Origin of the sequence: Klebsiella sp. A52, assembly GCF_018388785.1 — a bacterium.
GTDB lineage: Bacteria > Pseudomonadota > Gammaproteobacteria > Enterobacterales > Enterobacteriaceae > Klebsiella > Klebsiella aerogenes.
Genome location: NZ_CP074437.1, coordinates 645,937 through 667,246 on the forward strand (window position 1 = coordinate 645,937; position 21,310 = coordinate 667,246).

21 protein-coding genes are annotated in these 21,310 nt (G+C 61.1%); 15 read left to right on the plus strand and 6 right to left on the minus strand.

Annotation, left to right across the window (positions count from 1 at the left end):
* Positions 1-77 precede the first annotated feature (77 nt).
* The 5 genes from KGA69_RS02975 to KGA69_RS02995 all read right to left on the minus strand — a co-directional run bounded on the left by KGA69_RS02975 (position 78) and on the right by KGA69_RS02995 (position 6,238).
* Complete coding sequence (locus tag KGA69_RS02975) at positions 78-1,094, minus strand: Ldh family oxidoreductase (protein ID WP_045395495.1); 1,017 nt, start codon at positions 1,092-1,094, stop codon at positions 78-80.
* 11 nt (positions 1,095-1,105) lie between these two features.
* Complete coding sequence (locus KGA69_RS02980) at positions 1,106-2,707, minus strand: APC family permease (protein ID WP_045395494.1); 1,602 nt, start codon at positions 2,705-2,707, stop codon at positions 1,106-1,108.
* Between the two features lie 15 nt (positions 2,708-2,722).
* A complete protein-coding gene (locus KGA69_RS02985; protein WP_213292788.1) occupies positions 2,723-4,327 on the minus strand; it encodes an aldehyde dehydrogenase (NADP(+)) in 1,605 nt (534 codons plus the stop codon).
* Positions 4,328-4,341: 14 nt separating this feature from the next.
* The gene (locus KGA69_RS02990; protein WP_008807565.1) at positions 4,342-5,262 is read right to left on the minus strand and encodes a dihydrodipicolinate synthase family protein; all 921 of its coding nucleotides are present in this window, start codon (positions 5,260-5,262) and stop codon (positions 4,342-4,344) included.
* 151 nt (positions 5,263-5,413) lie between these two features.
* Positions 5,414-6,238 carry an AraC family transcriptional regulator gene (locus KGA69_RS02995; protein ID WP_023288209.1) on the minus strand — a complete coding sequence of 275 codons (825 nt, stop codon included), beginning with the start codon at positions 6,236-6,238 and terminating at the stop codon, positions 5,414-5,416.
* 310 nt (positions 6,239-6,548) lie between these two features.
* On the opposite strand from KGA69_RS02995, the gene KGA69_RS03000 reads away from it, so the two are divergent.
* From KGA69_RS03000 to KGA69_RS03015, 4 genes are read left to right on the plus strand one after another with little or no spacing between them, the layout of a single operon-like run.
* A complete protein-coding gene (locus KGA69_RS03000) occupies positions 6,549-7,496 on the plus strand; it encodes a 4-hydroxyproline epimerase (protein ID WP_213292789.1) in 948 nt (315 codons plus the stop codon).
* On the plus strand, positions 7,493-8,602 hold the full coding sequence (locus KGA69_RS03005) for an NAD(P)/FAD-dependent oxidoreductase (RefSeq protein WP_213292790.1): 1,110 nt from the start codon (positions 7,493-7,495) through the stop codon (positions 8,600-8,602). The genes KGA69_RS03000 and KGA69_RS03005 overlap by 4 nt, the downstream gene beginning before the upstream one ends.
* A complete protein-coding gene (locus tag KGA69_RS03010; protein WP_045395487.1) occupies positions 8,599-8,862 on the plus strand; it encodes a (2Fe-2S)-binding protein in 264 nt (87 codons plus the stop codon). Before KGA69_RS03005 ends, KGA69_RS03010 begins: the two co-directional genes overlap by 4 nt.
* A complete protein-coding gene (locus KGA69_RS03015) occupies positions 8,843-10,105 on the plus strand; it encodes an NAD(P)/FAD-dependent oxidoreductase (RefSeq protein ID WP_045395486.1) in 1,263 nt (420 codons plus the stop codon). Before KGA69_RS03010 ends, KGA69_RS03015 begins: the two co-directional genes overlap by 20 nt.
* Before the next feature lie 3 nt (positions 10,106-10,108).
* On the opposite strand, the gene hpaR is transcribed toward KGA69_RS03015, so the two are convergent.
* Positions 10,109-10,549 (minus strand): homoprotocatechuate degradation operon regulator HpaR, encoded by a 441-nt coding sequence (hpaR, locus tag KGA69_RS03020; protein WP_045395485.1) that lies wholly within the window; start codon positions 10,547-10,549, stop codon positions 10,109-10,111.
* A gap of 287 nt (positions 10,550-10,836) precedes the next feature.
* On the opposite strand from hpaR, the gene KGA69_RS03025 reads away from it, so the two are divergent.
* The 11 genes from KGA69_RS03025 (at position 10,837) to KGA69_RS03075 (ending at position 21,262) form a co-directional block, all read left to right on the plus strand.
* Positions 10,837-11,469, plus strand: coding sequence for a fumarylacetoacetate hydrolase family protein (locus tag KGA69_RS03025; protein WP_025713114.1), 633 nt, complete (start codon positions 10,837-10,839; stop codon positions 11,467-11,469).
* Positions 11,466-12,230 carry a fumarylacetoacetate hydrolase family protein gene (locus tag KGA69_RS03030; RefSeq protein ID WP_009485356.1) on the plus strand — a complete coding sequence of 255 codons (765 nt, stop codon included), beginning with the start codon at positions 11,466-11,468 and terminating at the stop codon, positions 12,228-12,230. Before KGA69_RS03025 ends, KGA69_RS03030 begins: the two co-directional genes overlap by 4 nt.
* Positions 12,227-13,693: a 5-carboxymethyl-2-hydroxymuconate semialdehyde dehydrogenase gene (hpaE, locus tag KGA69_RS03035; protein WP_008807572.1), complete on the plus strand. Its 1,467-nt coding sequence runs from the start codon at positions 12,227-12,229 to the stop codon at positions 13,691-13,693. Before KGA69_RS03030 ends, hpaE begins: the two co-directional genes overlap by 4 nt.
* 1 nt (position 13,694) lies before the next feature.
* Entirely contained in the window at positions 13,695-14,552 is an 858-nt protein-coding gene (gene hpaD, locus KGA69_RS03040; protein WP_009485358.1) for a 3,4-dihydroxyphenylacetate 2,3-dioxygenase, read from the plus strand.
* Between the two features lie 9 nt (positions 14,553-14,561).
* Positions 14,562-14,942 carry a 5-carboxymethyl-2-hydroxymuconate Delta-isomerase gene (locus KGA69_RS03045; RefSeq protein WP_015368431.1) on the plus strand — a complete coding sequence of 127 codons (381 nt, stop codon included), beginning with the start codon at positions 14,562-14,564 and terminating at the stop codon, positions 14,940-14,942.
* Between the two features lie 108 nt (positions 14,943-15,050).
* Positions 15,051-15,854, plus strand: a complete 804-nt coding sequence (hpaH, locus tag KGA69_RS03050; RefSeq protein ID WP_002887487.1) for a 2-oxo-hept-4-ene-1,7-dioate hydratase — start codon at positions 15,051-15,053, stop codon at positions 15,852-15,854.
* A gap of 10 nt (positions 15,855-15,864) precedes the next feature.
* Positions 15,865-16,662: a 4-hydroxy-2-oxoheptanedioate aldolase gene (gene hpaI, locus KGA69_RS03055; RefSeq protein WP_045395484.1), complete on the plus strand. Its 798-nt coding sequence runs from the start codon at positions 15,865-15,867 to the stop codon at positions 16,660-16,662.
* Between the two features lie 21 nt (positions 16,663-16,683).
* Complete coding sequence (hpaX, locus tag KGA69_RS03060) at positions 16,684-18,042, plus strand: 4-hydroxyphenylacetate permease (RefSeq protein WP_045395483.1); 1,359 nt, start codon at positions 16,684-16,686, stop codon at positions 18,040-18,042.
* 9 nt (positions 18,043-18,051) lie between these two features.
* Positions 18,052-18,942, plus strand: a complete 891-nt coding sequence (gene hpaA / locus KGA69_RS03065; RefSeq protein ID WP_004182836.1) for a 4-hydroxyphenylacetate catabolism regulatory protein HpaA — start codon at positions 18,052-18,054, stop codon at positions 18,940-18,942.
* Between the two features lie 225 nt (positions 18,943-19,167).
* On the plus strand, positions 19,168-20,730 hold the full coding sequence (gene hpaB / locus KGA69_RS03070; RefSeq protein WP_063447361.1) for a 4-hydroxyphenylacetate 3-monooxygenase, oxygenase component: 1,563 nt from the start codon (positions 19,168-19,170) through the stop codon (positions 20,728-20,730).
* A gap of 19 nt (positions 20,731-20,749) precedes the next feature.
* The gene (locus tag KGA69_RS03075; protein ID WP_002887467.1) at positions 20,750-21,262 is read left to right on the plus strand and encodes a 4-hydroxyphenylacetate 3-monooxygenase reductase subunit; all 513 of its coding nucleotides are present in this window, start codon (positions 20,750-20,752) and stop codon (positions 21,260-21,262) included.
* Positions 21,263-21,310 lie beyond the last annotated feature (48 nt).

Sequence of the window (21,310 nt, forward strand, 5' to 3'; positions counted from 1 at the left end):
GCTACACAACCCGCGACGTTCGGTAGCCCGGCTAAGCGTAGCGCAAGCCGGGGAATGTACCGGATGGCGGCTGCGCCTTACCCGCCCTGGCGCAAGGCGCAAATCTCATCATGCAATGAACGGCTGATGACGACCCCCTGCCGCTCACTCTGCTGGCGGCAGGCGAAACGCCGCTCGCCCGGCAGCCGCGCCCCCTGATCCTGCATCGCATTGAACAACGTTTCGGCGCGCGCCAGCTGCTCTGGTGCCTGCGCGCCGAGAAAGCGCTGCGGATCCAGCGCCAGGATAAGCTCGCCGCCGTAGGGGAGACCGCCCGCGCCGTTATCCCACGCCAGCGATTCGGCGCTGGTCATATCGCCAATAAGCGGCCCGGCCAGCAGCTCAACCATTGCCGCCAGCGCCGAGCCCTTATGGCCGCCAAAGGTTAACATCGCGCCGTTCAGCACCTCTGCGGCATCGGTCGTTGGCTGTCCCTGACTGTCGATTCCCCACCCTTCAGGTAGCGCTTTGCCGGCGCGCTGATGCAGCTGTATCTCGCCGCGCGCCGCGGCGCTGGTCGCCATATCAACAATAAACGGCGGCTTATCCCGCCGCGGCCAGCCAAAGGCGATAGGGTTGGTGCCGAACAGCGGACGCGTGCCGCCCGCCGGGGCGACCCAGGCGTGACTTGGCGTGCAGGACAGCCCCACCAGCCCTGCCTCGGTCAACGGCTCAATATCGGCAAACAGCGCGGAAAAATGGACGCAGCGGTTAATCGCCAACGCCGCAATGCCGCTGTGCCGCGCCTTCTCCAGCAGTAACGGCAGCGCGCGCTCGTAGGCCAGCAGCGAAAAAGCGCCGCCGGCGTCCGCCCGCGCAATCGCCGGCGCCTGATCGTGGATTTGCGGCTCGGCATCAGGCGATACCTTGCCTTTACGCAAGGTATCGACAATGCCCAACAGCCGCCACAGGCCGTGGGAAGCGCAGCCGTCGCGCTCCCCGGCGGCCACATTACGTGCAATGGCCGCCGCGTGGTCGGCGCTAAATCCATTGGCGCTGAGTACCTCCAGCGCCAGGTCATAAGCTTCAGGTAACGATAGAGTTACCGACTCCATACTGTTCTCCTTTACTCTTCTTCGTCTCCGCTAAAGTTAGCCTGCGGCAGGCAGCTGCGCGCGCCCCAGTAGTAAATCCCCAACGACATCGCCGCCACCAGCACCGTATCCCAGGGGTGACCTATGACATTAAGCCCGCCGAAGCTGCCCAGCCAGGAAAAGAGGATAATCAACGCATAAAAAACGATCAGCCACAGCGACGATTTCACCTGCTGCGCCAGGCTCACGGTATGTTCCGGCACCTTACCTTTGCACATCACATAGACGACAAACATCACGATTTGCAGCCCCAACAGCCACGAGAGCGTATTCCAGCCGGACCAGTAGACAATCAGCGCCGAGATCATAAACGATACCGGGCCGATGATGCCGAAGGCGCGCACGCGGAACGGCCGCGGCAGATCCGGCGCGTTGCGGCGCAGCCCGGCGGCGGTTACCGGGGCGATGGCGTAGCTCAGCACCAGGGCAGCCGACACCACACTAATCAGCTGTTCCCAGGATGGGAACGGCAGCGTCCAGAAAATCGACAGTCCAAAAGTCAGCCATAGCGCCGGGCGCGGAATACCTGACTCTTTATCAATATGGGTAAAGGCTTTAAAGAAGGTACCCGCCTTCGCCCAGCCGTAGATCACCCGCGGCGTCGCGTTCATATAGATATTGCCGGTGCCGCTCGGGGAGATGATCGCATCGCTTATCACCATAAAGGCCAGCCAGCCCATGCCGAGGGTAATAGCGATATCGCGATACGGCAGCGAGAACTGTTTGCTCACCTCGGCCCAACCGCCGCTTAGCATCTCGGTGGGGATACTGCCAAGAAACGCCAGCTGCAGCAGCACGTAGATAATCGTCGACAGCACCACTGATAAAATCAACGCGATAGGGATAGTGCGCTGCGGCTTTTGCACTTCGCTGGCTACCGAGATAATCGGCGTCAATCCCAGATAAGCGAAGATAATTCCCCCCGCACTGATCGCCGCTTCCACCCCGGACATGCCGAATGGCGCAATACCCTGAGCGTGCAGGTTCTCCGGTTTAAAGAAGGCGAATAGCGTCACCACCACCAGCAGCGGCACCAGAAACTTGAGCACGCTGATGAAGTTGTTCGATCGGGCGAAGGTCTTGACGCTGTAGTAGTTCAGCGCAAAGAAGAAACAGAGCAGCAGGAACTGCACCACCCACCCCAGCAGCGTCGGCGAACTGGAACCCGGCTGGGTCAACGCCGGAAACCAGGCCGCGGCATATTGCCGGGCGGCGACGATTTCAATCGAGATCAGGCTGGAGAAAGCGATCAGGGTGATGAACCCCAGCAGATAGCCCATCAGCTCGCCGTGGGAAAAGACCGGGTAGCGAATAATGCCGCCGGCGCGCGGCAGCGCCGCCCCCAGTTCGCAGTAGACAATCCCCAACAGCAATACTGCAAAACCGCCGATCACCCACGACGCGATCCCGGCCGGACCGGCGATGGAGGCCACGTGGCTGGCGGCGAATAACCATCCGGAGCCGAAAATCGCGCCCAGGCCGATAAACGTGAGATCCGTTAGGGTCAGCTGTTTTTTAAACTTACCCGACTCTGCAACGCGGGTTTGACTGTTATGCGTAGAGTGAATGGTCATGGTGATGCCCTTGCGTCAATGAGAGGAGGAAATCGCTTCCCGGGTCCACTGGCCGTTGACCAGGCGCAGCAGGTTCAAAGGGTTCGCATCCTGCAGCGCCGGCGGTAACAGGGCGGCGGGCGCGTTCTGCAGACAGACCGGGCGCAGAAAGCGTTCAATCGCCCGGCTGCCAACCGAAGTCCCGCGCGCGTCGGTGGTCGCCGGCCACGGGCCGCCGTGGACCATCGCATCGCACACTTCCACGCCGGTGGGATAACCGTTAAACAGTACCCGTCCGGCCTTTTCGCAAAGCAGCGGTAGCAGGCTCGCCGCCAGCGGGCCATCATCCGCCTCGGCATGCAGCGTCGCGGTGAGCTGCCCCTGCAGCGCTTTCACCACCGCCTGCAGCTGGGCCACGTCGTCCACTTCCACCAGTAGCGATAGCGGGCCGAAAACTTCGGTCTGCAGCAGCGTATCCTGCGCCAGCAGATCCTCGACCTGAGCCTGCCATAGCAGGGTCTGCGCCTGCCCGGCGCCGGCGGCGATGCCGTTCGCCAGCTTCTCGATACGCGGGTGCGCCGCAAGCGCCGCCACGCCCTGGCGGTAGTGCTGAAGGGTCGGCGCATTGAGCAATACCTGCGGCGGGGAGCCCGCTACCGCCGCGCACAGCGCCGACTTAAAGCGTTCCAGCCCGGCGCCGCGCAGCGCCAGAATCAGCCCCGGACGGGTACAGAACTGGCCGCCGCCGAGGGTGAATGACGCCACCAGCTCGTTTGCCAGCGCCTCGGCCCGCGTTTGCAGCGCCTGCGGCAGAATAATCAATGGGTTAATCGCCGACATTTCAGCAAACAGCGGGATTGGCTGCGGGCGCTGCTGCGCCAGCTGATACAGCGCCTTACCACCGGCCAGCGAACCGGTAAAGCCAACGGCCTGAATCGCCGGATGGCGGACCAATTCGGCGCCAATATCGGTCCCGAAAATCATATTGAATACGCCGCCGGGTAAACCGCACCGCACCACCGCCCGGACGATCGCTTCAGCGGTCAGCTCGGCGGTGGCCATATGGCCCGGATGGGCCTTCACCACCACCGGGCAGCCAGCCGCCAGCGCCGAGGCGGTATCGCCGCCGGCGGTGGAAAAGGCCAACGGAAAGTTGCTGGCGCCAAACACCGCCACCGGCCCTAACGCCTGCTGATACTGGCGCAGGTCCGGGCGCGGCAGCGGCTGACGGTCGGCTAAGGCGGTATCAATACGGGCGGCGAAGGTATCGCCGCGCTGGATCACGCCAGCAAACATTCTCAGCTGGCCGCTGGTGCGCGCCCGTTCACCCTGCAGCCGCGCCAGCGGCAGCGCGGTCTCCTGTCCGGCGATAACAAAAAACGCCTCGCCCAGCGCATCCAGTTCATCAGCAATGGCGTTGAGAAAGCGCGCCCGCTGCTGCGGCGTGGTTTGTGAATAGACGGCAAAGGCCTGCTGCGCGGCTTCTGCGGCCTGAGCGGCTTCCTCGCGTGAAGCCGGATAAAAGCGGTGGCCGGTGGCTTCGCCGTCCACCGCCCGCAGGCTCAATAGCGTCGCCTCACCGCTGGCAATGCGGCGTCCGGCAATAAACTGCCGTCCCGCCGTGGTCTGAGATGCATTCATATTGACTCCTGTGCTCAGAGGCCGACATCCGGCAGCGTCGGACGAGTCGCCAGCGCCTGTTCAACGATCGCCACTACCTGCTGGCGCGTTTCGCCTTCCAGCGCCAGACGCGGCGGACGAGTGATGGCGCTGCCGCGACCCAGCAACTCTTCACACAGCTTGATGCACTGCACCAGATCCGGACGCGCATCGAGATGCAGCAGCGGCATGAACCAGCGGTACAGCGCCATCGCCTCTTCGTAACGCTGCTGACGGGCGAGACGGAATAACGTTTCCCCTTCGCGCGGGAAGGCGTTGGACATCCCGGAGATCCAGCCTTCCGCGCCGACGGCGATGCTTTCCACCACCACGTCATCCAGCCCGGCAAACAGCACGAAGCGGTCGCCAACGGTGTTACGCAGGTCGATAAAGCGGCGGGTATCGCCGGAGGAGTCTTTAAAGCAGACGATGTTGTCGCAGTCGGTCAGGGTGGCGAGAATGTCCGGCGTCACGTCGTTTTTGTAAATCGGCGGGTTGTTGTAGACCATAATCGGCAGGTCGGTAGCGCTCGCCACGCTGCGGAAGTGGGCCGCGGTTTCATGTGGTTTTGAGGAGTAGACCAGCGCCGGCATCACCATGATCCCGTCGACGCCGACGCGCTCCGCCTCTTTCGCCATTTTCTGGGCAAAGGCGGTGGTGAACTCGGCCACCCCGGCGATGACCGGAATTTTGCCGCCGGCGGCATCCTTCGCCACCTCGATAATCTGCAGTTTTTCATCGGTGCTCAGCGAGGTGTTTTCACCTACGCTTCCGCACACCACCAGCCCGGAAACGCCATCTTTCACCAGGTTTTTCATCACCGCGTGAGTGGCGTCTAAATCGAGGGAGTAGTCGCTACGAAACTGCGTGCTGACCGCCGGGAATACGCCGCTCCAGTGAATCGCTTTTTTGCTCATGCTCGGTTCCTTGTCGTCATTTTGTTAAGTCAAAGTGAATGAATGGTGAATATTCACTGACAGATTGACGTGTCGCGGAACCGGCGGCTTGTCGGTTTTCCCTCAATACGATGACGAAATTAGCACAGTCGGCAAAAGTGTGAGCCAGCGTTTATCCGAGCAGCGTGAGGCGAAAATCGCGCGGCGTCGAGCCGGTCATCGCCTTGAACTGGCGGCTAAAAGCGCTGTGATCGGTATAGCCGCACTGCAGGGCGATATCGGTAATCGGCGTATCGCCAGCCAGCAGTTCGGTGGCTTTTTCCAGCCGCACTTTATGGATCATCTGCCGCGGGGTGAGATGAAAGATCCGCTTGCAGTAGCGTTCGATCTGCGCAATCGACATCCCGCTTAAGGCGGTTAACTCTTCCATGGCGATCGGCCGGTGATAGTGGCGGCGGATATGATCGTCGACGATCGCCAGCCGCTGCCATGCCGGATGGCGGGCGTGGGCCTCCTGCAGATCGTGCGAGATCCCGGCCATGCCGATCACCTGGCCGCTGATATCGCGTAGCGCCAATTTCTGCGTCAGGCACCAGCCGCGCTCGCGGCCATTGTAGAGATGCATTTCCAGCTGATCGCGCAGGGTCACGCCTTCCCGTAGTACCCGAAGATCCTGCTCGGTATAACCCTGACCCAGCGCGGAAGGAAAGACATCGGCGGAGGTTTTGCCCAGCAGCGAGGAGACGCTTTTGAAACCACAGCGGCGGGCCAGCGTCAGGTTCGCCAACAAATAACGCGCCTGGCGATCTTTGATAAAAAAGACCACATTAGGAATGGCATTGAGCAGGGGCGCAATCAGCGCCAGCGCATTCAGCAGCGCCGGCATATTTTCCGGCCGCTGGCGCGCCAGCCCTTCGCAGATCTGGCTCAGCTCATCGACGGCCAGCTCAGGTTGGTTAACCGCGCGCGGCGGCGCCGCATCAGAAACACCGATCATAAGGCCTCCTCATGGTAAGTGACCGAGGGATATTTATTCACTTTCCGTTAACACCACAAGCAGCAAGCGCTGGATTTGCGATCCTGGATCCGCTTTACGCCTTCCCCTGATTTAGCCACTGGCGCAATGGTCACTTTCGGTTTACCACAGCATTAAACAAATGATTAATAAGAAATAACTATGTGAAATAGAAATATACCGCGCTCAGTACTATGCAGATTTCGTCATTTTCTCTGACGAAAGCGCTCAAGCAGGCCGGGAAAGGTTGCGCCAGCATGATGAAACATGTTGTTAACTTCCGGAGAGTCTGATGACCGCGCCACGCCCCCCTATTACGCTGAGAGCTATCGATTCACATACCGGCGGCGAACCGACCCGCCTGATCGTTGACGGCTTCCCCGGCCTCGGCGACGGCAGCATGGCGGAGCGCCGCGACCGCTTCGCCCGCGACTTCGACCATTGGCGTCAGGCGGCCATTCTCGAACCGCGCGGCAATGACGTACTGGTCGGCGCGCTGCTGTGCAAACCGGTCTCGGCGGCGGCTACCGCTGGGGTGATTTTCTTCAACAACGCCGGTTTTCTGAATATGTGCGGCCACGGCACTATCGGGCTTATCGCCTCGCTGGCCTGGCTTGGGCGTATCAAGCCCGGCGTACACCTGATTGAAACGCCGGTCGGCGACGTAAGCGCGACGTTGCACGACGATGGCAGCGTATCGGTGCAAAACGTCCCGGCCCGTCGCTGGAAAAAACAGATCCGCGTTGAAACCGCGCTGGGTCCCGTCATCGGCGATATTGCCTGGGGCGGCAACTGGTTTTTCCTGATTAACGACCACCCGTTCGCCATTACCCCCGAACAAATTCCACAGCTCACCGACTACGCCTGGGCAGTGCGCGAGGGGCTGGAAGCAGCGGGGATCCGCGGCGACGACGGCGGCGTTATCGACCATATCGAACTCTTCGCCGATGACGATACCGCCGACAGCCGCAGCTTCGTACTCTGCCCGGGAAAGGCCTGGGATCGCTCGCCGTGCGGTACCGGCACCAGCGCCAAGCTGGCCTGTCTGGCGCAGGATGGCAAGCTGCAGCAGGGGGAAATATGGCGTCAGGCCAGCATCATCGGCAGCCAGTTTACCGCCAGCTACCAGCGCACCGCTGAAGGCATCATCCCAACGATCCGCGGCGAAGCCTGGGTCTGCGGCGATAACCAATTGATCCTCAACCCTGACGATCCCTTCTGCTGGGGGATCGCGCAGTGAAACAGAGCGATGTCATCGTGATCGGCGCCGGGATCATCGGCGCCGCCTGCGCGTGGCAGTTGGCGAAGCGGGGGCAGAGCGTGACGCTTATCGATAACGGTCAGCCCGGCGCCACGGCGGCCGGTATGGGCCATCTGGTGTGCATGGATGATGACCCCGCCGAGCTTGCCTTGTCGGCGTGGTCGCTGGAACGCTGGCGCGCTATCACGCCGCGGATGCCCGACAATTGCGCCTGGCGCGGCTGCGGCACGCTGTGGCTGGCGGAAAGCGAAGAAGAGAGGGCCGTCGCCGACGAAAAACAGCGGCGGATGGCCGGCCATCAGGTGCACAGCGAACTCCAGACTCCGCAGCAGATCGCCGGACGCGAGCCGCTGCTGCGCGGCGGGCTGGCCGGCGGGCTATGGGTGCCGGGCGATGGCATCGTCTACGCGCCGAACGTCGCCCGCTGGTTGATTATCGATGCCGGAGACCATCTTACCTGCCTGCGCGATAGCGTACAGACGATTGAAGAGCCGCAGGTGCTGCTCGCCAGCGGCCAACGGCTACAGGCGCGGGCGATCGTGGTGGCCTGTGGCCTTGAAGCCAATGTGCTGTTAGCGGAAAACTGGCTGCGACCGAAAAAAGGCCAACTGGCGATAACCGATCGCTACCGGCCGCTAGTGCAGCACCAGCTGGTTGAACTGGGCTACGGCGCCAGCGCCCACGGCGGCGGCACCTCGGTGGCGTTTAACCTTCAGCCGCGGCCCACCGGCCAACTGCTGATTGGCTCTTCGCGTCAGTTTGATAACCGCGAGCGCGAGTTGGATCTGCCCCTGTTGGCGCAGATGCTCGATCGCGCCCGCCACTTCGTGCCGTCGCTGGCGACGTTGAATATTATCCGCTGCTGGAGCGGTCTGCGCGCCGCCTCGCAGGATGGCAACCCGCTGATCGGCCCGCACCCCGCTCGCCGTGGCGTATGGTTAGCGCTGGGCCATGAAGGGCTGGGCGTCACCACCGCTCCGGCCACGGCCGAACTGCTGGCGGCGCAGATCCTCGATGAACGCTGCCCATTGGCGCCCGACGTCTGGCTCCCGGCTCGTTTGTGTCAACAGGAGGCGATTGCATGAAGGCCACTCTCAACATCACCGTCGATGGCCAGCCTCTGACGGTGCCGGAAGGGATCAGCGTGGCGGCGGCGCTGGCGTTGACCGGCGACCCCACCACCCGCCAGGCGGTTAACGGCGAGCTCCGCGCGCCGTTTTGCGGCATGGGCGTCTGCCAGGAGTGCCGGATCGCCGTCGATGGCCTACGGGTGCTGGCCTGCCAGACCCTGTGCCGGGCCGGTATGCAAATAGAAAGGAGCCGCGATGAACACGCTGCGCTGTGACATTTTAATCCTCGGCGCCGGCCCCGCCGGCATGGCGGCCGCGCTCTCCGCCGCCGCCTGCGATAAACAGGTCATCATCCTCGACGATAACCCCGCCCCTGGCGGACAAATCTGGCGCGCGGGTCCGCAGGCGACGCTGCCCGCCCTGGCCCGGCGCTACCGCGACGCCATCGCCGCGTCTGCCGCCATCCGGGTAGTGAACGGCGCGCGGCTGATTGCCCGCCCCTCCTCGCACAGCGTGCTGTTTGAAACCGCCGACGGCGGCGGCGTGGTTTACTGGCAGAAACTGATCCTCTGCTGCGGCGCGCGCGAGCTGTCGCTGCCCTTTCCCGGCTGGACCTTACCCGGCGTGACCGGCGCGGGCGGCCTACAGGCGCAAATCAAACAGGGGCTGTCGCTGAAAGGTGAAAAGGTGGTGATTGCCGGCAGCGGTCCGCTACTGCTGGCGGTGGCGGATACGGTGAACAAGGCCGGAGGCGAAGTGACGAATATCATTGAGCAAGCGCCGCTCCCGGCGCTGCTGCGCTTCGCCAGCGGTCTGTGGCGCTGGCCGCAGAAGCTGCGCCAGTTAGCGACGCTGGCCCCGAAAGGCTATCTTAGCGGCGCGCAGGCGATCCGCGCTCACGGTACAACGCGGCTGGAAGCCGTTACGCTTCGCCAGCGCGGCGTCGAGTGGACTATCGCCTGCGATCGGCTGGCTATCGGCTACGGGCTGATACCCAATATCGAGACGGCGCTGCTGTTCGGCTGCGCCACGGCGCAGGAGGCGATACAGGTTAACCGCTGGCAGCAGACCAGCATCGAGGATATCTACGCCGCCGGCGAGTGCACCGGTTTCGGCGGTAGCGAACTGGCGCTGGCGGAGGGCGAAATCGCCGGTTTTGCCGCCGCCGGGGCCAGCCATCAAGCGCAGGCGATTTTTGCCCGTCGCGCCCGCTGGCAGCGCTTCGCCGAAGCAATCAACCGTACCTTCCGGCTGAGGGAGTCCTTGAAAAACGCCGCGACGCCGGAAAGCCTGCTGTGCCGATGCGAAGATGTACGCTGCGGCGACGTTGACGCCGCCGGAGGCTGGCCGCAGGCCAAACTTAACCTGCGCTGCGGAATGGGCGCCTGTCAGGGGCGCACCTGCGCCGCCAGCGCCCGCTGGTTGTACGGCTGGCCGCTGCCGCAGCCAAGAGAACCGCTGGCCCCCGCCCGCGCGGAAACGCTTATTGCCCTCGCCCGGCCGAGCGCCGAGCCGTAACCGCTACTCTTCTTCATCACCGCGCGCGGCAGGGACGCCAAGCGCAATAAACTCCTCCAACAGCGTGGTCAGCTGGCGCATCTTTTCCGCCGTAAACTGCGCTTCTATCTGCCGGTAGGCCTCTTCCACCTGCGCCTGGGCGCTCTCATACAGCGCCAGCCCGGCGGGCGTTAACGACAGGTAGAGCTTGCGCTGATCGTTGACCGGTTTTAAGCGCAGCACTAAACCGTCGCGTTCCATGCGCGTCAAAATCCCGGTCAGGCTGGGGCGCAAAATGCAGGCACGCCAGGCCAGGTCGTGAAAATCCATCGATGGGTTTTCCGCAAGGATACGCACAATACGCCACTGCTGTTCGGTCAGGTTGTGGCGTTTAACGATCGGCCGGAAATGGCCCATCGCCGCTTCTCGCGCCTGCAGCAGCGCAATGGTTAATGAATCATGCATGGTATCCCCTCAACAACGCTCACCAAAACTTATTAACAATTTAATAATTAGCCCTAATCCTGCCATGTACAACCGGTTTCTGCACCTGAAAAGTACCAGTCGCTATCAAAAATAAATATATATAGTTGATATATAAGATATAAATAAAAAACATGTAAATATTGTGTTAATCCGATCACAAAACATTCACTTCTATTTGCCAAACCTTCGCGCAAAGAATAAAAGATGATCATTAACATATTAATGAAATCCCTTCGAATCCGAAATCAGTACCAGAGGAGTGGTGAATGAAAGGTACCATCTTCGCCGTTGCGCTCAATCATCGCAGCCAGCTCGACGCCTGGCGCGAAGCGTTTCAACAGGCCCCCTACAAGACGCCGCCGAAAACCGCGGTCTGGTTCATCAAACCCCGTAATACCGTGATTGGCGATGGCGAAGCCATTCCCCATCCGCAGGGCGAGACCGTACAAAGCGGCGCGACGGTGGCGCTGATTGTCGGCAAAACCGCGCGTAAAGTGGCGGCGGAAGAGGCGGCGAACTATATCGCCGGCTACGCGCTGGCTAACGACGTTAGCCTGCCGGAAGAGAGTTTTTATCGCCCGGCGATCAAGGCCAAATGCCGTGATGGCTTCTGCCCCATCGGCGCGCTGTCGGCGGTGCGCAACGTCGATAACCTGACCATCATCACCGAAATCAACGGCCGCGAGGCGGATAGCTGGCATACCGGCGATCTGCAGCGTAACGCCGCGCAGCTGCTGAGCGCCTTAAGCGAGTTCGCTACCCTCAATCCCGGCGACGCGATCCTTATCGGCACGCCCCACTCCCGCGTCACGCTGCGCCCCGGCGACCGCGTACGTATTCTCGCCGACGGTTTCCCGGCGCTCGAAAACCCGGTTGTCGCAGAAGGAGAGCTGGCATGAAACAGGCACGTATTGAATGGCAGGGACAGGTACGCGACGTGCTGGTCGATGAACGCGACCAGGTGCGCCTGCCCGATGGCACGGTATTGAAAGAAGGCGAATTCCGCTGGCTGCCGCCCGCCGACGGCACGCTGTTCGCGCTGGGGCTCAACTACGCCGACCACGCCAGCGAGCTGGAGTTTAAACCGCCAACCGAGCCTTTGGTGTTCATCAAAGCGCCGAACACTTTTATTGGCCACCAGCAGCAGTCGGTACGCCCAGATAACGTCGAATACATGCACTACGAAGCCGAACTGGTGGTGGTGATCGGGAAAACCGCGCGCCGCGTCAGCGAAGCCGAGGCCATGGACTATGTCGCTGGCTATACCGTGTGCAACGACTACGCGATCCGCGACTATCTGGAAAACTACTACCGCCCGAACCTGCGGGTGAAAAGCCGCGACACCCTGACGCCGATCGGCCCGTGGATCGTCGCCAAAGAGGCGATCCCGGATCCGCATAATCTGGCCCTGCGTACCTGGGTCAACGGCGAACTGCGCCAGCAGGGCACCACCGCCGATCTGATCTTCAGCATCCCGTTCCTCATCGCTTATTTAAGCGAATTTATGACCCTGCAACCGGGCGACATGATCGCCACCGGCACGCCGAAAGGGCTATCCGATGTGGTGCCGGGCGATGAGGTGATCGTTGAAGTCGAGGGCGTGGGCCGCCTGGTCAACCATATCATCAGCCAGCAAGCGTATGAGGAGACACTGTCATGAAAAAGATTAACCATTGGATCAACGGTAAAAACGTTGCCGGCGCAGACTATTTTCATACCACCAACCCGGCCACCGGCGAGGTACTGGCTGAAGTCGCCTCCGGCGGCGAAGCCGAAATCAACCAGGCGGTAGCGGCGGCGAAAGAGGCCTTCCCGAAGTGGGCTAACCTGCCGATGAAAGAGCGCGCGCGCCTGATGCGCCGCCTGGGCGATTTGATCGATCAGAACGTCCCGGAGATCGCGGCGATGGAAACCGCCGATACCGGCCTGCCTATCCACCAGACCAAAAACGTGCTGATCCCGCGGGCGTCGCATAACTTCGAATTTTTCGCCGAAGTATGCCAGCAGATGAACGGCAAGACCTATCCGGTCGACGACAAGATGCTTAACTACACCCTCGTGCAGCCGGTTGGCGTCTGCGCGCTGGTGTCGCCGTGGAACGTGCCGTTTATGACCGCAACCTGGAAGGTGGCGCCGTGCCTGGCGCTGGGCAATACCGCGGTGCTGAAAATGTCCGAGCTGTCGCCGCTGACCGCCGATCGTCTGGGCGAACTGGCGCTGGAAGCCGGGATCCCGGCTGGCGTGCTCAACGTGGTGCAGGGCTATGGCGCCACCGCTGGCGACGCGCTGGTACGCCATCATGATGTGCGCGCCGTTTCCTTCACCGGCGGCACCGCCACTGGCCGCAACATTATGAAGAACGCCGGCCTGAAAAAGTACTCCATGGAGCTCGGCGGAAAATCGCCGGTGCTGATTTTTGAAGACGCCGATATTGAGCGCGCGCTCGACGCCGCGCTGTTCACCATTTTCTCGATCAACGGCGAACGCTGCACCGCCGGTTCACGCATTTTCATTCAGCAGAGTATTTATCCGGAGTTCGTCAAGCGCTTCGCCGAGCGCGCCAACCGCCTGCGCGTAGGCGATCCGACCGATCCGAATACCCAGGTCGGCGCGCTGATTAGCAAGCAGCACTGGGAGAAAGTGTCCGGCTACATTCGCCTCGGTATCGAAGAGGGGGCCACCCTGCTGGCCGGCGGCGCGGATAAGCCGTCCGATCTGCCGGCGCATCTGAAAGCCGGCAACTTCCTGCGCCCGACGGTACTGGCGGATGTCGACAACCGCATGCGCGTCGCCCAGGAAGAGATTTTTGGCCCAGTCGCCTGCCTGCTGCCGTTCAAAGACGAAGCGGAAGGGCTGCGCCTGGCCAACGATGTGGAATACGGCCTGGCGTCGTACATCTGGACCCAGGACGTCAGCAAAGTGCTGCGTCTGGCGCGCGGTATTGAAGCCGGGATGGTGTTCGTCAACACCCAGAACGTGCGCGACCTGCGTCAGCCGTTCGGCGGCGTGAAGGCCTCCGGCACCGGCCGCGAAGGCGGCGAGTACAGCTTTGAAGTGTTCGCCGAAATGAAAAACGTCTGCATCTCGATGGGCGACCATCCGATCCCGAAATGGGGAGTCTGATATGGGTAAGTTAGCGTTAGCAGCAAAAATCACTCACGTGCCGTCGATGTATCTGTCTGAGCTGCCGGGGAAAAACCACGGCTGCCGTCAGGGCGCGATCGACGGACATAAAGAAATTGGCAAGCGCTGCCGTGAAATGGGCGTCGATACCATTATCGTGTTCGACACCCACTGGCTGGTCAACAGCGCCTACCACATCAACTGTGCCGACCATTTCCAGGGCGTCTACACCAGTAACGAACTGCCGCATTTTATTCGCGACATGACCTACGACTACGACGGCAACCCGGAACTGGGTCACCTGATTGCCGACGAGGCCGTCAAGCTTGGCGTACGCGCCAAAGCGCACAATATTCCGAGCCTGAAGCTGGAATACGGCACCCTGGTGCCGATGCGCTACATGAATAGCGATAAGCATTTCAAAGTGGTGTCCATTTCCGCCTTCTGTACCGTTCACGATTTTGCCGACAGCCGCAAGCTGGGCGAGGCCATCCTCAAGGCCATCGACAAATATGACGGCACCGTGGCGGTGCTGGCCAGCGGTTCGCTGTCGCATCGCTTTATCGACGACCAGCGCGCCGAAGAGGGCATGAACAGCTATACCCGCGAGTTTGACCATCAGATGGATGAGCGCGTGGTGAAGCTGTGGCGCGAAGGCAAATTCAAAGAGTTCTGCACCATGCTGCCGGAGTACGCCGACTACTGCTACGGCGAAGGCAACATGCACGACACGGTGATGCTGCTCGGCCTGCTGGGTTGGGATAAATACGACGGCAAGGTGGAGTTTATCACCGAGCTATTCGCCAGCTCCGGTACCGGCCAGGTTAACGCCGTGTTCCCGCTGCCGGCGCAGGCGTAAGGAGGCCCAATGCCGCATTTTATCGCCGAGTGTAGCGACAATATCCGCGAACAGGCCGATTTACCGGGGCTGTTCGCCAAAGTCAACGAGGCGCTGGCCGCCACCGGCATCTTTCCGATTGGCGGTATTCGCAGCCGCGCCCACTGGCTGGATACCTGGCAGATGGCCGACGGCAAGCATGATTACGCCTTCGTGCATATGACCCTGAAGATCGGCGCCGGCCGTAGCCTGGAGAGCCGTCAGGAGGTGGGCGAAATGCTGTTCGCGCTGATCAAGGCCCACTTTGCCGCGCTGATGGAGAGCCGTTATCTGGCGCTGTCGTTCGCCATGGAAGAGCTCGACCCGACGCTGAACTACAAACAGAACAACGTGCACGCGTTATTTAAATAATGTGCAAATTGCCCGGTGGCGCTGCGCTTACCGGGCCTACAACGGCCATGAATTTGTAGGCCGGATAAGCGAAGCGCCATCCGGCAATACAATGCCACAGGAATCACTATGCTCGATAAACAGACCCGGACCCTGATTGCCCAGCGGCTGAACCAGGCCGAAAAACAGCGTGAACAGATCCGCGCGATCTCGCTGGATTATCCGTCGATCACCATTGAGGACGCCTACGCCGTCCAGCGCGAGTGGGTCGAAATGAAGATCGCCGAAGGCCGCGTGCTCAAAGGCCATAAGATCGGCCTGACCTCTAAAGCGATGCAGGCCAGTTCGCAGATCAGCGAGCCGGACTACGGCGCGCTGCTCGATGATATGTTCTTCCACGACGGCAGCGATATTCCCACCGACCGCTTTATCGTGCCGCGTATCGAAGTCGAGCTGGCTTTCGTGCTGGCCAAACCGCTGCGCGGCCCGAACTGCACGCTGTTTGATGTCTACAACGCCACCGACTACGTTATCCCGGCGCTTGAGCTTATCGACGCGCGTTGCCACAACATCGACCCGGAAACCCAGCGCCCGCGCAAAGTGTTCGACACCATCTCCGACAACGCCGCCAACGCCGGGGTGATCCTCGGCGGCCGGCCGATTAAACCGGACGAGCTCGACCTGCGCTGGATCTCCGCCCTGCTGTATCGCAACGGCGTGATTGAAGAGACCGGCGTCGCCGCGGGCGTGCTTAATCATCCGGCCAACGGCGTGGCCTGGCTGGCCAACAAGCTGGCGCCGTACGATGTCCAGCTCGAAGCCGGGCAGATTATCCTCGGCGGCTCGTTCACCCGCCCGGTCCCGGCGCGCAAGGGCGATACCTTCCACGTCGACTACGGCAACATGGGCGCCATCAGCTGCCGCTTTGTTTGAGGAGAGCAACATGAACAACGCATTTAAAGAGGCGCTCAAGGCCGGGCGTCCGCAAATCGGCCTGTGGCTCGGGCTGTGCAGCAGCTACAGCGCCGAACTGCTGGCCGGCGCGGGCTTCGACTGGCTGCTGATCGACGGCGAACACGCGCCCAACAATGTACAAACGGTGCTGGCCCAGCTTCAGGCCATTGCGCCCTACCCCAGCCAGCCGGTGGTGCGACCGTCGTGGAACGATCCGGTACAAATTAAACAACTGCTGGATGTCGGCGCACAGACCCTGCTGGTGCCGATGGTGCAGAATGCCGAAGAAGCGCGGCTGGCGGTCAGATCCACCCGCTACCCGCCAGCCGGCATCCGCGGCGTCGGTAGCGCGCTGGCCCGCGCCTCGCGCTGGAATCGCGTCCCGGACTATATCCACCGGGCCAACGACGCCATGTGCGTACTGGTACAGATTGAGACCCGCGAAGCGCTGAAAAATCTGCCGCAGATCCTCGATGTCGACGGGGTGGACGGCGTGTTTATCGGTCCGGCGGATCTCAGCGCCGATATGGGCCACGGCGGCAATCCGCAGCACCCGGAAGTGCAGGCCGCCATCGAAGATGCCATCCAGCAAATCCGTCAGGCCGGCAAGGCGCCGGGGATCCTGATGGCCAATGAACAGCTGGCGAAACGCTATCTCGAACTGGGCGCGCTGTTCGTCGCCGTCGGCGTCGATACCACTCTGCTGGCCCGCGGCGCAGAAGCGCTGGCGGCCCGTTTTACCCACACCGCAACGACCACAACCGATAACAATAAATCCGTCTATTGAACGGATAATGTGGAGCGCAACATGACTACCTCTACCCTGCAACACAATGATAATAAAGCCGTTGAAGTAGAAAACCGGGTGATCAAAAAGCTGTTCCGCCGCCTGATCACCTTCCTGTTTGTTCTCTTTGTTTTCTCATTTTTGGATCGAATTAATATCGGTTTCGCCGGCCTGACGATGGGCAAAGATCTCGGCCTGACCTCCACCATGTTCGGCCTGGCGGCGACGCTGTTCTACGTCACCTACGTGCTGTGCGGGATCCCCAGCAATATCATGCTGGCGAAAGTCGGCGCGCGCCGCTGGATTGCCGGGATCATGGTGGTCTGGGGGATCGCCTCGACCTGTACCATGTTCGCCACCAATCCACATACGCTATACATCCTGCGCATGCTGGTCGGCATCGCCGAGGCCGGCTTTCTGCCGGGGATCCTCGTCTATCTGACCTGGTGGTTTCCGGCCTACCATCGCGCCCGCGCCAACGCCCTGTTTATGATCGCCATGCCGGTGACCATGATGCTCGGCTCGATACTTTCCGGCTATATTCTGGCGCTCGACGGCCTGTGGAACCTGAAAGGCTGGCAGTGGCTGTTTCTGCTGGAAGGCCTGCCGTCGGTGGTACTCGGCGTCGTCACCTGGTTCTTCCTCAACGACACGCCGGATAAAGCCAACTGGCTGGACAACGAAGAGAAACAGGCGCTGAAGGCGATGATCGATCGCGAACGGGAACATGCGGCGATCGTCCCGGCTTCGCCGCGTTCCACGCTGCGTGAAGTACTGACGCCGGCGGTGCTGATGTATACCCTCGCCTACTTCTGCCTGACCAATACCCTCAGCGCCATTAATATCTGGACGCCGCAGATCCTGCAGAGCTTCAACACCGGCAGCAGCAACATCATGATTGGCCTGCTGGCGGCGATCCCGCAGTTCTGCACCATCTTCGGCATGATCTGGTGGAGTCGCCGATCCGACCGGCGCAAAGAGCGCAAGATGCATACCATCCTGCCCTACCTGTTCGCCGCGGCGGGTTGGCTGCTGGCTTCGGCAACCCACCACAGCCTGATCCAACTGATCGGTATTGTTATGGCCTCGGTGGGATCCTTTACCGCGATGGCCATTTTCTGGACCACCCCGGATCGGGTGATCAGCCTGCAATCGCGCGCGGTGGCGCTGGCGGTGATCAACGCCATCGGCAACGTCGGCTCTGCCGTCAGCCCGCTGTTGATCGGCATTTTGCGCGATACCACCGGCAGCTTTAGCTCCGGGCTGTGGTTTGTCGCCGGGCTGCTAATCGTCGGCGCGCTGGTGCTCACCCGCATTCCGATGAGCCAGCGCGATGATGCCGCCGCCGCGCCGGGCTTAGCGGCGCAAAAAGGCCACTAAGGAGCGGGTATGTGTCAGCATTCAATCGCCAACATCGATATCAATAAAGATTACGACGAGAGCCTGGGTACCGAAGAGGTGCACTATCAGTCGTTTGCCCGTATGGCGGCCTTTTTTGGCCGCGACATGCAGGCGCATCGCCACGACCGCTATTTTCAGATGCACTTTCTTGATACCGGGCAGATTGAGCTGCAGCTTGATGACCATCGCTACTCGGTGCAGGCGCCGCTGTTTGTGATAACGCCGCCTTCGGTGCCGCACGCCTTTATTACCGAGTCCGATAGCGATGGTCACGTGTTGACGGTGCACGAAGAACTCATCTGGCCGCTGCTGGAGGTGCTTTATCCCGGCACGCGGGAGACCTTCGGCCTGCCGGGGATCTGCCTGTCGCTGGCGGATAAACCCGACGAGCTGGCGGCGCTGGCGCACTACTGGCAGCTGATTCGCCGCGAATCCACCGCTCAGCTGCCGGGGCGCGAGCATACCCTGGCGCTGCTGGCGCAGGCGGTATTTACCCTGCTGCTGCGCAACGCCAGGCTCGACGATCATGCCGCCAGCGGGATGCGCGGCGAGCTGAAATTATTCCAGCGCTTTAACCAGATGATCGACAGCCACTTTCATCAACACTGGACGGTACCGGATTACGCCAACGAGCTGCATCTGACCGAATCGCGGTTGACCGATATCTGCCGCCGCTTCGCCAACCGCCCGCCGAAGCGATTGATATTCGACCGCCAGCTACGCGAGGCGAAGCGGCTGCTGCTGTTTTCCGATAGCGCGGTCAATGAGATAGCCTGGCAACTGGGGTTTAAAGATCCCGCCTATTTTGCGCGCTTTTTTAGCCGCCAGGTCGGCTGCTCGCCAAGCAGTTACCGGGCGCAAAAAGTACCGGTGTCGTAATACCCCGGCGGCGCCGCGCTTGCCGGGGCTACGGTCCATAGGGCGGGTCAGCGCCGCGCCGCCCGCCAAAAGCTGCAGAGATCACAAAATTCACTCCCGCCTGAAAAGTACCCGCCGTTGTCGCAAACGTCCCTTCACGACAAGCGCAATAACCGCTTCAATTAAACAACAAAAACAAAACATATATTTAACATTATTATTCCGATAAATACTGAAGAGGCCCCTATGAAACCTGAAGATTTCCGCGCCGACGCGAAACGCCCGTTAACTGGCGAAGAGTATTTAAAAAGCCTGCAGGATGGCCGCGAAATTTATATCTACGGCGAGCGCGTGAAGGATGTCACCACGCATCCGGCCTTCCGTAATGCCGCGGCTTCCGTCGCTCAGCTGTACGATGCGCTGCACAAAGCGGAGATGCAGGATTCCCTGTGCTGGGGCACCGATACCGGTAGCGGCGGCTACACCCATAAATTCTTCCGCGTGGCGAAAAGCGCCGACGATCTGCGCCAGCAGCGCGACGCCATCGCCGAGTGGTCGCGCTTAAGCTACGGCTGGATGGGCCGCACCCCGGACTACAAAGCCGCCTTCGGCTGCGCGCTGGGCGCCAACCCGGCGTTTTACGGCCAGTTCGAGCAGAACGCCCGCAACTGGTACACCCGCATTCAGGAAACCGGCCTGTACTTTAACCACGCTATCGTCAACCCGCCGATCGACCGCCACAAGCCGGCCGATGAAGTGAAGGACGTCTACATCAAGCTGGAAAAAGAGACCGATGCCGGGATCATCGTCAGCGGCGCGAAAGTGGTCGCCACCAACTCAGCGTTGACCCACTACAACATGATCGGCTTCGGCTCCGCGCAGGTGATGGGCGAGAACCCGGACTTCGCGCTGATGTTCGTCGCGCCGATGGATGCCGAAGGCGTCAAGCTTATCTCCCGCGCCTCCTATGAGATGGTCGCCGGTGCGACCGGCTCGCCGTACGACTATCCGCTTTCCAGCCGTTTCGACGAGAACGACGCGATTCTGGTGATGGATAAGGTGCTGATCCCATGGGAGAACGTACTGATTTATCGCGACTTCGACCGCTGCCGCCGCTGGACCATGGAAGGCGGTTTCGCCCGCATGTACCCGCTGCAGGCCTGCGTGCGCCTGGCGGTAAAACTGGACTTTATCACCGCCCTGCTGAAGCGTTCTCTGGAATGTACCGGCACCCTCGAATTCCGCGGCGTGCAGGCCGACCTTGGCGAAGTGGTGGCGTGGCGCAACATGTTCTGGGCGTTAAGCGATTCTATGTGCTCGGAAGCGACGCCGTGGGTCAACGGCGCATGGCTGCCGGATCACGCCGCGCTGCAGACCTATCGCGTGATGGCGCCGATGGCCTACGCCAAGATCAAGAACATCATCGAGCGTAACGTCACCAGCGGCCTAATTTATCTGCCGTCCAGCGCCCGCGATCTGAACAACCCGCAGATCGACCAGTATCTGGCGAAGTACGTGCGCGGCTCCAACGGTATGGATCACGTTGAACGTATCAAGATCCTCAAACTAATGTGGGACGCGATCGGCAGCGAATTCGGTGGCCGTCATGAACTGTATGAAATCAACTACTCCGGTAGCCAGGATGAAATTCGCCTGCAGTGTCTGCGCCAGGCGCAGAGCTCCGGCAATATGGACAAAATGATGGCGATGGTTGACCGCTGCCTGTCCGAGTACGACCAGAACGGCTGGACGGTGCCGCATCTGCACAATAACGCTGATATCAACATGTTGGATAAGCTGCTGAAGTAATTCACAGCGGGAGGTCATAATGCAATTAGATGAACAACGCCTGCGTTTTCGCGATGCCATGGCCAGCCTGTCGGCGGCGGTTAACGTTGTCACCACCGCAGGCGAAGCAGGCCGCTGCGGCATTACCGCCACGGCGGTTTGCTCGGTGACGGATACGCCGCCATCGGTAATGGTTTGTATCAACGCCAACAGCGCGATGAACCCGGTCTTTCAGGGCAACGGCAAGTTGTGCATCAACGTGCTGAACCACGAGCAGGAAATCATGGCCCGTCACTTCGCCGGGATGACCGGGGTGACGATGGAAGAACGGTTTGCCCTCAGCGGCTGGCAGCAGGGCGCGCTCGGGCAGCCGGTGCTGAAAGGCTCGCTGGCCAGCCTCGAAGGCGAGATAAGCCAGGTGCAAACCATTGGTACCCACCTGGTGTATCTGGTGGAGATCCGCAATATTACCCTGAGCCCGCAAGGGCACGGCCTGATTTACTTTAAACGCCGTTTCCATCCGGTGATGATGGAAATGGAAGTCGCGGTGTAATGGCCTCGTCTGCTCCTCTCCGCCCGGGGAGGAGCCTTATCTTTCATG